Here is a 15,049-nt window from a genome sequence, read left to right as displayed (position 1 = left end):
CGAATGACCTCCATTGGGCACGCATGCTCCTACCTCGACGAGCCCACAGCACGAACGTGATGTGGGTTGGATCGAGGGGCACACGCGATCCCACTGGAATTCCGTCGTGGCCCCCGTAGCTCCGACGTTGAGTTCAGGACCTTAGTCAGGGAAGTGCCCCACAAGACCGCGTCCACTTCCCGGCCCACGGTAGAACGCATAGGCCGCGGTCTTGTGCAGAACCCCTCGGCTGGCTAGTGTACTGATCTCTACGTCGGAGCTACGGGGGCCACGACGCAGCGCATACAATGTCACGCAGGCCCTCCGTTTCACCATGGCCGAGGTAGCTGTCCCGAATGCCGGCCAGGTAGGAGCACACGTGCTAAACGGGGGAGTCCGAATTGATTCGGCTTCCATTTTCTATCCAAGAGGCGGGTCAGCTCAGGTCCTCCGATATCTGCTTCCAGCTCTTGAGCGCCACCGCGATACGGAGAACCATCTCTACGTGGGCTCACTCGGCAGTGCCGAACACCCGTCGTTCGCCGTTCGCTTTTTCCGAGACATCCGGTGCCATCCAGCCGACTACTCGCAGGCCGTAGAAGATGCCACAGCGGGTCAGGACCCTCTGTTGTCGTCGGTCCCGCTGTCTCCCGCGTTCCAGGATCGGCCGGGGTCGCCCGAACGTCTGTTCTGCGCGGTGTCGCCGCCGATGGCGGACCGGCTGACGCACTTCTGGGCCAGCCACTTCCACAGACACGATCTACCGGCCGCTGACGTCGTTCACCTCCATCACCTCACGCCGCTGCATGCCGCGGCAGCGCAGGTACGGCCCAGTGGCGCAACGGTCACGACGCTGCACGGTCCTGAACTCATGATGTTTCGGGGTGCTCTCGAACGGGCCCGATTGGCAAGCCGGCTCGGTCGTTCCGTGGCGAGGCTGGCCGCGCAACTTGAGCAGGCCGGACCGAACCGCGCTCAGCTCGTTGGCACACTCGCAGTCGAGCACGGTCTGTCGGAGTCGGAGGAAGAACTGCTCTCCACGGGACAATGGGACAGTTGGAGGTACGCAGAGCACTGGGTTCGAGCCATGCGCTCCTATGCGAGATCCTCATCGAGCATCGTGACGACCTCTCGACACGACGAGGCGCAGGTGCGCGAACTCCTGGGGACGACGGGTCCGTCCCTGGTGTACATCGCCAACGGCGTGGACACCGGGACCTTCACTCCACTCGCGAGGAGCCCGAATGAGTTCCTCACACACCTCAACCGTTGGCTCGTGGAGCAACCACGGGGCTGGAAACCCGGCGGGCAGGAGGGAAGCGTCCGCTACCGTCCAGAAGACATCGCTCGGCTGCGTTTGTCGGATGGAAGCCTGCGGCCGATCTTGATGTTCGTGGGTCGATTCCTCGCTTTCAAAAGACTGCCGTTGCTGATCCGCGCCTTCGCTGAACTGCGCCGCTCGACCGACGTCGATCCGGCTTTGATCGTCTGGGGCGGCTACCCCGGGGAGTGGCAGGGTGAGCACCCGTACGAGACGGCGTCGCGGTTGAACCTTCTCGACGACGTGTACTTCACCGGCTGGCGTGGTCATGACGACCTGCGCACCGGGCTCGCCGGCGCCGATGTGATGGTTGCACCGGCCGTGAACGAGCCGTTCGGTTTGGTCTACCTGGAAGCGATGGCCACCGGCGTACCGGTGATCGCCTCGTCCTCCGGCGGGCCGCTCGACATCGTGCAGCCGGAGGGAAGGGCGGCGACGGGCTGGCTGGTCCGCCCGGACGATGAGCAGGATTTGACCCGGACGATGCGCGATGCCCTGTCGGTCCCTGCCGAGATACGTCGCCGAGGAGCGAACGCGGTTCGGTATGTCCGTCAGACGCACAGCTGGTCGAGCGTCGCGTCTCAGTACTGGGACGTCTATCAGGAGGCACGGGTCGCGTCGGGCGCAGGACTGACGCGCGTAACCCCATGACCCCACTCCCCCGCCCAGGAATGTGGAGCGTTTGACATGGAACCAATACCTTCAGGGCCGAGATCCCACCACGACATGTCAGATCTGATACTCGGTGTGTTCCGGCAGATGAGCGGCAATGACGCCATGACGGAAGACACCGATTTGTTCGAGGCCGGAGCCGACTCGTTGCAGGCGGCCCGCTCTGTGCGGTGCTTGAAGCGCGACGCCGGTCTGCCCGTGTCGCTTGCGGACCTCTACACATGGGGCACTGCCCGCGCACTCGCCGAACAACTTGCGCAGCGGTCGACCCTTCAGCCGAGCGACGGTGCCGCTAACCAACTAGGTCACCAGCCGAGGACCGTTTCACTCCTACAGGAGAAAAGACTGGCGCAGTGGCAGCGCCTACCTGCGGCGAAGGTGCTCTGCCACGTGCTGCGCCTCACCGGCCCGTTCGACGGACATAGGGTTGAGGTCGCCTACCAACGCCTGATCGACCGTCATGCCGCCCTTCGAATGGAAGTCGACTTCGGATACGAGTCACCAAAGATTTTTGTCGTTCCGCGAGTGGCAGCGCCCGTGATCTATCACGATCTCCGGGCGCACGGTACGGCGGTGCTCAGGATTGCCGAGGATCTGATTGATCGGATACTCGAAGAAGGCTTCGACTTCACCGATTCCCCGCTCATGCGCGTCATGGTCATGCGCACCGCCGAGGATGTCCATCTGGTAGCGGTGCTCGTCGAGCATCTCGTGTGCGACGCCGAATCCCTCAACATCCTCACCGCCGAACTCGGCTCGCTTTACTCGGCTGGAGCTGCGGCGGCACAGTTGGAGGACATGTCCTTCCTACGATTCATGGACGAACAGCGACAGTACCTCAGGCAGCATTCCGAGCTGGACGTCAGCTACTGGAGACGTCAGCAGCCGGACGGCCGCGACTTTGGTGCCATCCATGTTCCGGGCTGGAGGGACGTGGGCCGCCCTAGCCCCGCGGCCACCCAGACGTTCGTGATCCCGCCGGACGTGCTGCATGCAACCCTGGCCGCGGCTCGATCACTGGGTCTGACGCCTCACATGACCGTCATGTCGATCCTGGCCTTGGCCATCGATGCATCGACAAGGTCCGGATCGGTCCCGATCGTCACGCCGATCGCCAACCGCGCCCCCGGGTACGAGGATTCGGTGGGATGGTTCGCCCACGGGTTGCAGGTCACGTTGAACATCGACGCGGCCGTACCGCTGAGACACTATTGGCAGGCCGTCCTTCACCAGTTCGTGAGCGATCTGCGGCACAGCACACTTCCGCACACGCAGATCGCCGAGCTACTACGCGGCGAGGCGATCCGCCCAGAGGACTTGCGTACCGCCGCCGCATCTCCCGCCTTCTACCTCATGTCCAATGCCGCGCCCCGAACCAGCCGGTGGCAGGACCTGCTTGTCGAGGAACTCCCCGACAAGGCGTACCCGCTCACCGGGGGAAACGCCATCTTCGACGTGGTCGCCACCGGCGAAAACCCCCGCGTCACCGGCTACTACGGCTGCGATTACTGGCCCTCGCAGTTGATCTCGGCCATCTGTGCGGACTTCCTATCCCTGGTGAACATCGCTCCCACCGCACTCGACACACCGATCGGCGAACTCGTCGCCGCCCTTCCGCGCCGCAGTAAGCGATCGGTACATAACGCAGAACGAGCACGCCCTTGACCAACTCGTACCGGCAACCAGCGCGGGCCACACGGGTTCTCTGTTGCTTCCCCTGGACCGGCGCTGGCTCTCTCCCGTCCCGCTCCCAACGCCCCGCGCCGCGCGGAACTTACCTCTGAATCATGCGTACGGCGGGAAAGGAGGACCGCCCCTGGGAGCCAGCCCTCCGTCGCACTGGCTCGAACTCGTCGAAGAACTTAACGACCACCTACCGACCGACCGAGACGCCTTGGTGTTCTTCGGACCGTCTGACTGTCCGCGGCGCGCCAGCACGCCGACTGCCCGGCCCGGCCATCAGGCAAGCCGCAGGACGGGCGACCGTCGACGCGGGATCGTATCGTCGCGGCGACTGCGCCAAGAGGGCGGTTAGGCTTACGCGGTGCTGCAGAGTGGACCCGCACCCGAGCGGTTGACCAAGGCCAACCTCGTCGCTGTCTCGCACGCGATCGAGCGGGCGGCCTTGGCGCCCGCCGAGGACGGCCCCACCGTAGTCGCAGCGCTCTTTCAGCGGATGCCGTACTTCGAACGGGAGAGCGCGCTCTACCAACGCATCGCGGCGACCGCGGCGGTCACCGTGATCGGGATGGTTGGCCCCACTCCGCCCGCGCTGCCGCAGGGCGCGTACGGCGTGCTTTTGGACGAGGCGGAGCCGCTGGCTCGGGAGTGGTCGGTGCTGGTACTCACGCCGCGGTTCGGCGCGGTGCTGGTGGCGCACGACCGCATGGAGGTGGAGCCCAGGGCAGCGACGCTCGAGGCCGGGCGGCTCTTCGACGGCGGGTGGAGCTTCCGCCGGGACGACGCGCTGCACGAGATGGTCCGGTTGCGCGGGCAACTCGGCGACCGGCTGCCCCGGGCCGCGCTGCTGGTGCTCGACGACGTGCTGGGTCGGTGCCGTGAGCTGCCGGCGACGCCCGGCGAGGCGCGAGGCGAGGCGGCGGTCCGCCTGTTGGTACGGCGTGCGGAGCGGTCCCGAATTGCGCTCGACTCCACCCGACGGCCCGATGAGGTGTCCGCGCAGCCGGCCGCGCTGCTTGACGACGCAGCGATGCGGCGATGGACCGGCCTGGACGGGACCACCGCGTCCGGCATCCTGCCGGTGGCGCTGGTCGCGGTCCGGGTGGCCGAGCCGGCCGGGGCGCCGGAGCGGTTCGGCCGGCGCAGCGCCGCTCGGGAGGCGCAGGCCGTGCTCGGCGTGCTCACCGCGGCGTTGCGCCCCAGCGACCGGGCCGTCCGGCTGGCCGAGCACGAGTACCTCTTGGTGCTGCCCTCGCTCAGCGAGGATCAGGCGATCGGGGTGGCCGACCGGGTCCGGGAGGGCGTCGCCGGGTTGGCCCGCTCGTACCCGTTCGTCGCGTTCGACGTGCACGCCGCCGTCTCGGTGACCGCCCGCCGACCGCTGCCGGTGGCCGACGTCAGGCACGCCCTGTCGTGGGCGGTGGAGCAGGGGGTGCCGCTGGCCACAGTGGCGTCGGAGCCCGCCCTGGTGCCAGCCGGTGTCGGCCGAGCCGGGGTCTCCACCCCGGCACCCGAACCAGCCCAAACGCCATGATCAGCCCGCCGTGGTCGTACGCCTCGCAAGCGGCCCGACTCGCTCACCGGTGACAACCTGAACGCCTTCGAGATGGCCTTCGAAGGCCGGCTGAACGGGCCGATGGCTACCGTGCCTGAGCCCTGGGCCTGCCCCTCGAACCCGACACCACCTGACCAGGCAAGGCCTGTAGCGCCGGGCTCAGCTCGGAGTGCAGCGCCGTGAGGCGGCCGGCCATGAACTCGCTGCGGATCCACCGTCGGCGGATCTTGCCGCTGGTGGTGACGGGCACTCCGCCGGGCCGCACGTAGACAACGCTGAGTTCCGTGATGCCGAAGGTGGTGCGTGCCATTCGCCGGATCCGGGCGGCGTGCTCCGGCAGGTCGGCCGCGTCGACCATGCTGGGTTTGATCTCCTGTACGAGCACGACCTGGTCGTCGTGGAGGTCGAGGGTGAAGGCCGCGCTGCGGGCACCCAGCTGTTCGACCTCCCGGGCCGCATGCTCGATGTCCTGCGGGTAGATGTTACGGCCGCGCACGATCAGCATCTCCTTCAGCCGGCCGGTGACGTACAGCTGACCGTCGGCGATCGCCCCCAGGTCGCCGGTGCGGCAGAAGCCCTGTTCACCGTCGTGGGTCGACACGTCGAACGTCTCGGCGTTGAGGTCGGCGCGGTTCCAGTAGCCGCTGGCGACGGTGGCGCCGCGGATCCACAACTCGCCGACGTGCCCGTCCGGTAGCGACTCGAGTGTGATGGGGTCGACTACCCGGAGGTCGATATCGGGGTTGCTGCGGGGGGCGTCGCCGCTGCTGACGAGCGTCCACCCGGTTCCGGCCGCGGGCACCAGCCGGTCGTGAGCCAGCTGGTCCGCGTCAACGTTCCACATCCGTGGTGCCTGGCCGTTGGGTACGCCGGTGATGAAGAGGGTCGCCTCCGCCATCCCGTAGCACGCGCCGAACTGTTCCATCCGGAAGCCGGTTGGAGCAAAGCGCTTGGCGAAGCGGTTGAGTGTCATCGCGGAGATCGGTTCGGCGCCGTTCGCGGCGACGGTCCACCGTGAGAGGTCCAGCCCAGCGATCTCCTCGTCGGTGACTCGTCGGGTGCAGTAGTCGTAGGCGAAGTTGGGGGCGGGCGAGAGCGTCATCGCATGTCGGTCCACCATCTCCAACCATCGAATCGGCCGGCGCAGGAAGGTGGCCGCCGTCATCTGGACCGATCGCCCGCCGATGAACATGGGCAGCAGAAGAATGCCGATCAGGCCCATGTCGTGGTACATCGGCAGCCACCCGCCGATCACACTTCGGTCGGCCAGGGCCCAGTGTCGGCTCAGACTACGGAGATTGGCCGCGAGATTCCCGTGCGTGACCACGACTCCCTTGGGATCGCTCACGGAACCGGATGTGTACTGCAGGAACGCGACGGTTTCGAGATCCCCCTCAGGAAATGACCAGTCAGCCGGATCGGGAAATTCAGTCGTGTCGGTGGCGTCGCGGGCGACAGCGCCCAACCCGTCACTCTCGAGCCATTCATCGACGATTGCGATGTGCGATTCGTCGGTCAGAACCTGCACCGCCCCACAGTCGCGGACGATGGATCCGGTCCGGTTGAGGTGATGGGCGCGACCCTCGGGGGCCGGCGCCGGCACCGCGATCAGGCCAGCGTAGAGGCAGCCGAGGAAGCTGCAGGCGAATTCCTTGTTTGATGAGTGCAGCAGCATGACGCGATCGCCTGGGCGGTGCCGGCGGGCCAACCAGGCGGCCCGGGAGCGCGCGGCCCGGTCCAGTTCCGCGTAGTCCATCGTCATTTCGTTGCCGGCGTCGTCGACGACAGTCAGGGCGGGAGAATGCGGATCATTCCCGGCCTGATTTCTGATGCGGCTGACGATCTCCATCGATTCACCGTTCCCTTGTCTCGGGTTTTCGTAAACGTCGCTGGGCCTGCGAGTCATGAAGCTAGCCGCGCTCGCGGCCGCCGGTCAACGCGCCAATCGCCACCATGTGCGTTCCATGTGCACTGGGTCGGAAGAGTGGACAGCGGACCGCACCGACGAAAGGAGTCCGTCATGGGAAATCCCTTTGATGACGACGAGATCGAGCACCTGGTGCTGGTGAACGCCGAGGGTCAGCACAGCCTGTGGCCGTCGACGATCGACGTACCCGCCGGATGGGACCGGGTCCACGGCCCGGACGCGCGGCAGGCATGCCTCGACTACGTCGAGCGACACTGGACGGACATCCGGCCACGCAGTCTCGTCAAGGCTGTCGGCCGATGACCGTCATCGACGTCTGGACCGGGCTTGCCGCCGAGCTGCGTGACCGGGTGGCGCCGGCCGATCCGGGTGTCGGCCCGGTGGTGCTGGGCGAGTTGCGCAGCCAGGGCCTCTTCGGGGTCTCCGGCTGGGTCACCGGGGAGTCCTCGACCGTGACGGGGCAGGTGCGCGAGGTCCCGCTGACCGCTGACGCGCGCACGCTCCTGGTCGAGACCAGCGCGCCGGCTGCCGACCAGATCTGTTTCGCGCAGGTGCCGCTGGACGCGCCTGGTGTCCTGATCGAACGGCGCCGGTATGTCGGACTGGACGACCTCACGGTCGCCAACATCGACCTCGCCGGCGTCACGATTCGCGAGGCCGGGACGGTGCCGGCCGATGCCGTCATCATTGCCGGCCTATTGGCCGACGCTCGGCTCCGCCTCGCCGAGGAGGCACTGGACCTGTCCGATCGGGCAGTCGGTGAGGCCTTCAGTTATGTGATCAACCGGCCGTTCGCCGGCGGCCGGCTGATCAACCAGCAGGTGGTCCGGCACCAACTCGCCGACGTGGCGGCACGCGTCGAGATCAGCCGCGCGCACCTGGCCGCCGCCCGGGTGGAGCCCGACGAACGCCGGGCGTCGGCGTCCGCGTCGGTAGCCGTGCTCGTGGCGCGGTTGGTCGCCGACGCCGTGCAGACCTGCGCCCAGTTCTGCGGGGGCCGCGGCTTCCTCGACACATATCCGGTCTCGACGGCCTTCCGCGACGGTGCGGTGCTGAGCCTCCTGCTCGGCCGGACGGACCTGCTGTACGCCGCGGTGGGGCGCCGCATGACCAGCGAAGGAGCGTCGTCGTGACGACCGTGCACCTTGCCGGACCGACGGTGAAGGCTTTCCGGACGAGCGCGGACGCGTTCATTCAGGATCAGGTGCTGCCCTACATCGACGACTGGGAGCGCACCGAGACGATGCCCCGGTCCGCGTTCACGGCCATGGCGACGGCTGGGCTCACTGGTCATCGCGTCCCGCGGGACCTCGGCGGCCAAGGGCTGCCGATGCGTCACTCGGCCGCACTGGTCACGGCGCTCGCCGAGCACGGTCTGCTGGCGCAGATGACGAGCCTGCTCGCCCAGTCGCACACCGTACTGCCCCTGATCGCAGAGTTCGGCACCCCCGAACAGAGGGAGCGGTACCTGCGCCCGGCCGTGCGCGGTGACCTGATCTGCGGCATAGCGATCACCGAACCGTCCGGGGGCTCCGACCTCATGGGATCGATTCACACCACGGCGACCCGTACCAGCGGCGGATGGGTGCTGCGGGGACGGAAGATGTTCATCACCAACGCGCCGGTCGCCGACTTCCTGGTGGTCCTCGCGCGTACCGAGCCGGAGCGTGGCGCGCTGGGCATGTCGATGTTCCTACTCGACACCGCTCATCCGGGTTTCCGGCTGGTGGAAAGCCTGGACAAGATGGGTATGCGCAGCTCGCCCACCGGCCTGTTCGAGCTCGACTCCTGTCTGGTGTCCGAGGATGCCCTGCTCGGAAAGCCCAACCGCGGCTTCCCGGACGTCAGCGCCAAGCTCGTCAACGAACGTCTCCTGACGGCGATCGGCTCCCTGGCCGGGGCGCGGGCCTGCCTGCGCCACACGGCCGGCGCCGACCGCGACCTGTGCGCGCTGTTCACCGAGGTCGAGGCGGGGCTGGCCTACACCGATGGCCTCGTCAACGCCGTCGACGCGGGCGATCAGGTGCGGCAATCCGCAGCCGTGGCCAAGTTCATGATGCCCAACCTCTATCAGCGGGTCATCCGCCGCTGCATGGAGGTGGCCGGGCCGGCTGCCTACCACGACCACGCCCTCCTGGCCCGGCTGTACCGAGACGCTCGCGTGCTCAGTGTCTTCGCCGGCAGCTCGGAGACGATGCGCGAAATGTACGCAGCGGGCCTCGTGCCCCGCTATGCCCGAACCTCTCGACTAGGAGTGACAGATGACCACTGAGGACTTACTGACCGCGCTCCGTACCGCCCTTCGCGATTCGCTGTCGCCCTCTGAACTGGCCGACATCGATGTCGACGGCATCCGGTTGGACACCCCCATGCTGGCGCTGGCCCTCGACTCGCTGGCGCTGATGGTCGTCGTCGACCGACTGGAGCAGATCGTCGGCACCCGGATCCCCGCCGAGGACGTGTACAGGTGCAACTCCGTCGGTGACCTCGTGGCCGACGTCCTGGGGCGTGTCCAGTCGGCGCACGCCTGATACCGGGCCTCGGCAAGCAGGGGTGACAGATGATCTACCACCAGGCATACGACATCGTGCCCGACGACGTGTTCCTCGCGGTCGGCGGCGTCATGGACGACTGCGATCTGTATCTGAAGATCGAAGGGCTGAACCCTGCGGGATCCATCAAGATGAAGACCGCCCGAGGGCTGGTCGAGAACCTGGAGCGCGAGGGCAGGCTGAAGCCCGGCGGCCGGATCATCGAATCGTCCTCGGGAAATCTCGGCGTTGCCGTCGGCCTGATCAGTACCGCCAAGGGTTACCGATTCACCTGTGTCTGCGACCCCAACACCTCTGCCGACAGCATCCGCCTGATGCGGTCGATCGGGACCGAGGTGATCGTCGTCGGTCGGCGGGACGCCAACGGCGGATACCTCGGCAGCCGGATCGAGTACATCAAGCGGCGGCTCGTCGACGACCCGGGGCTGGTCTGGCTCAACCAGTACGCCAACCCGTCCGGCGCGGCTGTTCACACGCGTACCACTGCCGCGGCCATCCTGCGCGAGCTGGAATCGGTCGACTACCTGTTCATCGGGGCCGGCACCACAGGAACGCTCGTGGGCTGCTCGTCGTACTTCCGCCGGTACTCGCCGGCCACCCGGCTGATCGCCGTGGACGCCAAGGGATCGGTCACGTTCGGCGGCGCTCCCGGCCGTCGCCACATCCCCGGTATCGGCACGAGCCGGCGGCCCGAACTCTGCCGCCCGGGCCTGGTGGACGACGTGGTGCTGGTCGACGAGGTGGACGCCGTTCGCGGCTGCCGCTGGCTGGCTCGTGCCACCGGGCTGGTCGCCGGCGGCTCCACGGGTTCGGTGTTGGCCGCCGTGCGCAGCTACCCCGGGGTCGACGCCGGGTCGACGGTGGTCGCCATCGCGCCGGACCTGGGCCAGCGCTACCTACGCACGGTCTATGACGACGACTGGGTCCGCAGGACCTTCGGTGCGGCAAGCGAGGCGCTTGCCGATCCGAGCCTGCCGATGCCGCGGCGCAAGGAGGAGTTCGTATGAGGCCCGGCTTCGATGTGATCGACGGGGCGACCATCAAGGAGATCCTCGACGGTGCCCATCGACCGGTCCTGGACCTGGTCCGCGAGACCTACCTGCGCCACCACGACGGCGAGACGGTGAACCCGGACAGCTACTTCTTGCGGTTCCCGGACCGTCCGGAGGCCCGGATCATCGCGCTGCCCGCCGCGATCCGCGGACGTCGAGGTGTCGCCGGGCTGAAGTGGATCTCGAGTTTTCCGGGCAACATCGAGGAGAACCTGCAGCGGGCCTCGGCGGTGTTGCTGCTCAACGACGCCCGCACCGGTTACCCGTACGCGTGCCTCGAGGCGGCCCGGATCAGTGCCGCGCGCACTGCCGCGTCCGCAGTACTCGCCGCGCAGACCCTCACCGGTGGGCAGCAGGCCCGGACGGTCACGGTCGTCGGTGCCGGCGTCATCGCCCGGACGATCGTCGACTTCCTGCAGCGCTTGGACTGGCGGGTCGGCGAATACGTCGTGCACGACCTCGCGGACGACTACGCGGACCGCTTGGTCGCTCACATCGACGCGAACGGCGACCGGTCCCGCCGGGTGAGTGACCTCGACGAGGCGATCGCCGCCGGTGACATAGTCGTCTTCGCCACCACGGCGGCCGTGCCGTACGTGAGCCGAGCGGGAATCTTCCGTTCGGAGCAGACAGTGCTCAACGTGTCTCTGCGCGACCTCGGTCCCGGCCTCATCGCAGCCGCTCACAACGTGCTGGATGACGTCGACCACTGCCTGAAGGCCAACACTTCGCCGCACCTGGCGGAGCAGGAACTCGGCCACCGCGACTTCGTCGACGGCACCCTCGCCCAGCTCCTGCGCGGCGAGATCGCCCTGACCGACCGTAAGCCCAAGATCTTCTCCCCGTTCGGGCTCGGGGTCCTCGACCTCGCCGTCGGGCAGTACGTCTACGACACCGCGCTGAGCCGCGGGACGACTCACCCGGTACCCGGCTTCTTCGACAGCGTCGAACGCTGGACCGACCCTGCCACCGCCCGGTAGATCACCCCTCAGGAGCACGATGATGCGCGACACGGTCCACACTCCGGTTCCGCGAACCGTGGCCACGGCCAGGCCTCTGTCCCTGGCGCAGTTCGGCGTCTGGCTGGCCGAGCACCTCGACGCCCCCAGCCCGCTGCTCTCCATCGCCCAGTACGCCGACATCACCGGGCCGCTCGACCCCGCCCTCCTGGCGCGAGCCGCCGAGCAGGTGCTCGCCGGGTGCGAGGCGCTCAACGTGAGCATCAGCCACGACGCGGACGGACCTGTGCAGGAACCGGCACAGCCGTCGTATGCCCTGCGGTACGTCGACCTGCGGGGCGAACGCGACCCGGCCGGCTCCGCCAGGCGCTGGATGCGTGCGGACCTGGACGAACCGATCGGGGCCGAGCAGGGGCCGCTGTTCGGGCACGCGCTGTTGCGCCTTGCCGGTGACCGCTACTTCTGGTACGTCCGAGTCCACCACGTGGTCCTGGACGCCTTCGGCGGAAGCCTGGTCATGCGCCGGGTGGCCGAGGCCTACGGAGAGCTCGCCAGCGGCCGGGACGAGGTCGATGCCCAGTTCGGATCGCTTGATGCCCTGCTCGACGAGGACCAGCGGTACCGGTCGTCATCTGCCCACGCCGACGACCGTCGGTACTGGCACCAGGTCCTCGCCGACCCGCCCCAGCCGCTGACCCTCAGCACCGGGCCGACACGCGACGGCGACTCCCTGCACCAGGCACGTGCACGGCTCCCGGAGGCGGGATGGGACAACCTACGCGGTGCGGCACGGCGGCTGCGCGTGGCGTGGCCCGTGCTGGTGACCGCCCTGATCGGGGCGTACGTGCAGCGCCGCACAGGTTCCGCCGAGGTGGTGCTCGGGATGGAGACCACCGGTCGGACCACGGCGCACAGCCGGACGGTCCCGGCCATGACGTCCAACGTCGTACCCCTGCGCCTGGCTGCGGGTGCCCGGCGGACGATGGCCGAACTGGTCACCGATACGTCCCACGCGATGCGCGCCGCCCTGCGGCACCAGCGCTACCGGACGGAGGAGATCACCCGCGACCACGGCGGCGACTCGCCCACGTACGGCCCGATCGTCAACGTGCTCGCCTTCGACCTCGACCTGGACTTCGCCGGAAGCCCTGCGGTCATCCATCGGCTCAGCAGCGGACCGGTCGACGACCTGGCCTTCGTGGTCTACCCGTCCGGCGGCGGCCTGCAGGTGGAGGTCGACGCGAACCCGGGGCGGTACTCCGCGCAGCAGTCACGGCGCCTCGCCGACGGCCTGACCGCAGCCCTGACCTGCGCAGCGTCGCTGGAGGGCGACGATCGGATCTCGGCCCTCACCCTGCTTGACGACGATGATCGCAGCCTGCTGGCGGACGCGGGACGCGGCACCGTGAAGGATCTTGGACCCGCCCGCCTCCTGCACGAACTCTTCGAGGACCAGGTGGACCGCACTCCGGACGCCACGGCCCTGATCGACGGTGACGAGCGGATGACCTATCTCGAGGTGGACCGGGCCGCGAACCGGGTGGCCCATCAGCTGATCCGCGACGGGATCACCGCCGACACCCGGGTCGGTGTGTGGATCGACCGCTCCGCCGCTCTGGTCGTGGGGCTGCTCGGCGTGCTCAAGGCCGGCGGGTGCTTCGTGCCGATCGACCCGGACGTGCCCTGGCGCCGTGCCGAACAGTTGCTCATGGATGCCACTGCGGCGACCTGCGTGACCGAGGTTGAGGTGGCACAGAACGTCGCGGCGGATCTGCCCGACACCCGGCCCGCCGTCCGTGTGGAGCCGGACCATCTGGTCTCCGTCTACTACACCTCCGGCTCCACTGGTCGACCGAAGGGAGTCGCCAGCACCCACGCCGGGTGGGTTAACCGAATGCGGTGGATGCAGGACGCGCACCGGCTGCGTCCCGGCGAGGTGGTCCTGCACAAGACCGTTCTCAGCTTCGACGATTCCGCGGTCGAGCTGTTCTGGCCGCTGATGGTCGGCGGCGTGGTGACCATGCTCGCCCCGGCGATGCACCGGGATCCTCGCGCGATCCTGCAGACCGCGGTCCGTGACCGGGTGGCGGTTATCCAGTTCGTGCCCGGGGTGCTGGAGTTGTTTCTGCACGAGGTGGCCGGTGCCGACCGAGACGGGCTGACGGCGCTGCGGCACGTGGTCTCCAGCGGTGACGCCCTGCGGCCCGACCTGGTCCGGCTCTTCGACCAACAGCTCGGCTCCCGCGGCACCCTTCTGCACAACCAGTGGGGTCCCACCGAGGCATCGATCGACGCCACCTGCCACACGTGCACGAGCGAGGACGCCGACGGCGAGACCGTGCCCATCGGCGTGCCGATCGCCAACTACCGGGTGTATCTGCTCGATGACGATCTTCGGCCCGTCCTGCCCGGCGTGCCCGGCCAGTTGTACATCGCCGGCCCCGGCCTCGCACGTGGCTACCTCGGCGACCCGGTCAAGACCGCCGGAGCCTTCGTCGCCGACCCGCACGGCACACCGGGATCACGCATGTACCGGACGGGGGACGTCGGGGTCCGCCGGCCGGACGGGAAGTTGGCGTTCCTCGGCCGGTCCGACCATCAGATGAAGATAAGGGGCATTCGGGTCGAACCCGCCGAGGTCGAGGAGGTCCTTCGTGGCCACGAGGCGGTGCAGGACGCCCTGGTGGTCAAGTGGGAGCCAACGCCGGGCGACACCCGGATGGCCGCCTACGTGGTGGCCGACGCCGCCCGTGCCAGCGCGGCTGAACTGCGCCAACACGCCGTCGAGCGCCTGCCCCGCTATCTCGTACCGTCGGCGATCACCGTGCTCGGCGCGCTGCCCCTGCTGCCGAGCGGCAAGGTCGACCGTCGCGCGTTACCCGCACCCGTCGTCACCGTCCAGGAGTCCGGCCGGCATGCCACCTCGGTGGCCGAAGAGATCGTCTGCGGCGTGTTCGCCGACGTTCTGGGTGTGCCCCGGGTCGGCGTCGACGACGGGTTCTTCGAACTGGGCGGGCATTCGCTGCTCGCCACCCGGCTGGTCAGCCGCCTGCGCGTCGTCTTCGGTGTCGACCTTCACCTGCGCGCCGTGTTCGAGGGTGGCACGCCCGCCACCGTCACTCGCGCGCTGGAGAGCGCCACAGGTGGGCAGCCGGCACTCGTGGCGCGCCGGCGGCCCGACGACCTGCCGGCGTCGTTCGCCCAGCAACGGCTGTGGATCACCAACCGACTCGGCGGAGAACCCGCCGGCTACCACCTTCCCGGCCAGATCCGGCTGCGTGGGGCGTTGGATGTGGTGGCGTTGCGGGCGGCGTTGGGTGATGTGGTGGCGCGGCACGAGAGTTTGCGGACG

The 15,049-nt window shown here is 68.3% G+C and carries 11 protein-coding genes; 10 read left to right on the top strand and 1 reads right to left on the bottom strand.

Annotation, left to right across the window (positions count from 1 at the left end):
- Nucleotides 1–688: 688 nt before the first annotated feature.
- The 3 genes from ACZ6N8_RS18720 (at nt 689) to ACZ6N8_RS18710 (ending at nt 5,186) form a co-directional block, all read left to right on the top strand.
- A complete protein-coding gene (locus ACZ6N8_RS18720; RefSeq protein ID WP_466011432.1) occupies nt 689–1,951 on the top strand; it encodes a glycosyltransferase family 4 protein in 1,263 nt (420 codons plus the stop codon).
- Nucleotides 1,952–2,059: 108 nt separating this feature from the next.
- Nucleotides 2,060–3,637, top strand: a complete 1,578-nt coding sequence (locus ACZ6N8_RS18715; RefSeq protein WP_466011430.1) for a condensation domain-containing protein — start codon at nt 2,060–2,062, stop codon at nt 3,635–3,637.
- 379 nt (nt 3,638–4,016) lie between these two features.
- Nucleotides 4,017–5,186, top strand: coding sequence for a DICT sensory domain-containing protein (locus ACZ6N8_RS18710; protein ID WP_466011429.1), 1,170 nt, complete (start codon nt 4,017–4,019; stop codon nt 5,184–5,186).
- Nucleotides 5,187–5,292: 106 nt separating this feature from the next.
- Here the strand turns inward: ACZ6N8_RS18710 and ACZ6N8_RS18705 are convergent, their stop codons facing one another.
- Nucleotides 5,293–7,056: a fatty acyl-AMP ligase gene (locus ACZ6N8_RS18705; RefSeq protein ID WP_466011428.1), complete on the bottom strand. Its 1,764-nt coding sequence runs from the start codon at nt 7,054–7,056 to the stop codon at nt 5,293–5,295.
- Nucleotides 7,057–7,227: 171 nt separating this feature from the next.
- On the opposite strand from ACZ6N8_RS18705, the gene ACZ6N8_RS18700 reads away from it, so the two are divergent.
- The 7 genes from ACZ6N8_RS18700 to ACZ6N8_RS18670 form a co-directional block, all read left to right on the top strand.
- Nucleotides 7,228–7,437 (top strand): MbtH family protein, encoded by a 210-nt coding sequence (locus ACZ6N8_RS18700; protein WP_466011427.1) that lies wholly within the window; start codon nt 7,228–7,230, stop codon nt 7,435–7,437.
- A complete protein-coding gene (locus ACZ6N8_RS18695) occupies nt 7,434–8,267 on the top strand; it encodes an acyl-CoA dehydrogenase family protein (protein WP_466011425.1) in 834 nt (277 codons plus the stop codon). The genes ACZ6N8_RS18700 and ACZ6N8_RS18695 overlap by 4 nt, the downstream gene beginning before the upstream one ends.
- Nucleotides 8,264–9,406, top strand: a complete 1,143-nt coding sequence (locus tag ACZ6N8_RS18690) for an acyl-CoA dehydrogenase family protein (RefSeq protein WP_466011424.1) — start codon at nt 8,264–8,266, stop codon at nt 9,404–9,406. Before ACZ6N8_RS18695 ends, ACZ6N8_RS18690 begins: the two co-directional genes overlap by 4 nt.
- Nucleotides 9,396–9,665: a phosphopantetheine-binding protein gene (locus ACZ6N8_RS18685; RefSeq protein WP_466011422.1), complete on the top strand. Its 270-nt coding sequence runs from the start codon at nt 9,396–9,398 to the stop codon at nt 9,663–9,665. Before ACZ6N8_RS18690 ends, ACZ6N8_RS18685 begins: the two co-directional genes overlap by 11 nt.
- A gap of 29 nt (nt 9,666–9,694) precedes the next feature.
- The gene (gene sbnA, locus ACZ6N8_RS18680; protein ID WP_466011421.1) at nt 9,695–10,693 is read left to right on the top strand and encodes a 2,3-diaminopropionate biosynthesis protein SbnA; all 999 of its coding nucleotides are present in this window, start codon (nt 9,695–9,697) and stop codon (nt 10,691–10,693) included.
- A complete protein-coding gene (sbnB, locus tag ACZ6N8_RS18675) occupies nt 10,690–11,718 on the top strand; it encodes a 2,3-diaminopropionate biosynthesis protein SbnB (RefSeq protein WP_466011419.1) in 1,029 nt (342 codons plus the stop codon). The genes sbnA and sbnB overlap by 4 nt, the downstream gene beginning before the upstream one ends.
- A 22-nt stretch (nt 11,719–11,740) precedes the next feature.
- Nucleotides 11,741–15,049, top strand: a 3,309-nt coding sequence (locus ACZ6N8_RS18670) for an amino acid adenylation domain-containing protein (RefSeq protein WP_466011417.1), incomplete at its 3' end; no start/stop codon positions are given.

It is taken from the genome of Micromonospora sp. NPDC047521 (assembly GCF_055587305.1).
Note: the sequence above shows the minus strand (reverse complement) of the source record. Positions and strands in the feature narration are given on the sequence as shown.

What these genes read in the sequence shown, in the direction of transcription:
- ACZ6N8_RS18700 (WP_466011427.1), top strand. Translation starts at nt 7,228, where the DNA reads ATGGGAAATCCCTTTGATGACGACGAGATCGAGCACCTGGTGCTGGTG.
- sbnB (WP_466011419.1), top strand. Translation starts at nt 10,690, where the DNA reads ATGAGGCCCGGCTTCGATGTGATCGACGGGGCGACCATCAAGGAGATC.
- ACZ6N8_RS18705 (WP_466011428.1), bottom strand. Translation starts at nt 7,056, where the DNA reads ATGGAGATCGTCAGCCGCATCAGAAATCAGGCCGGGAATGATCCGCAT.
- ACZ6N8_RS18695 (WP_466011425.1), top strand. Translation starts at nt 7,434, where the DNA reads ATGACCGTCATCGACGTCTGGACCGGGCTTGCCGCCGAGCTGCGTGAC.
- ACZ6N8_RS18720 (WP_466011432.1), top strand. Translation starts at nt 689, where the DNA reads ATGGCGGACCGGCTGACGCACTTCTGGGCCAGCCACTTCCACAGACAC.
- ACZ6N8_RS18715 (WP_466011430.1), top strand. Translation starts at nt 2,060, where the DNA reads ATGAGCGGCAATGACGCCATGACGGAAGACACCGATTTGTTCGAGGCC.
- sbnA (WP_466011421.1), top strand. Translation starts at nt 9,695, where the DNA reads ATGATCTACCACCAGGCATACGACATCGTGCCCGACGACGTGTTCCTC.
- ACZ6N8_RS18685 (WP_466011422.1), top strand. Translation starts at nt 9,396, where the DNA reads ATGACCACTGAGGACTTACTGACCGCGCTCCGTACCGCCCTTCGCGAT.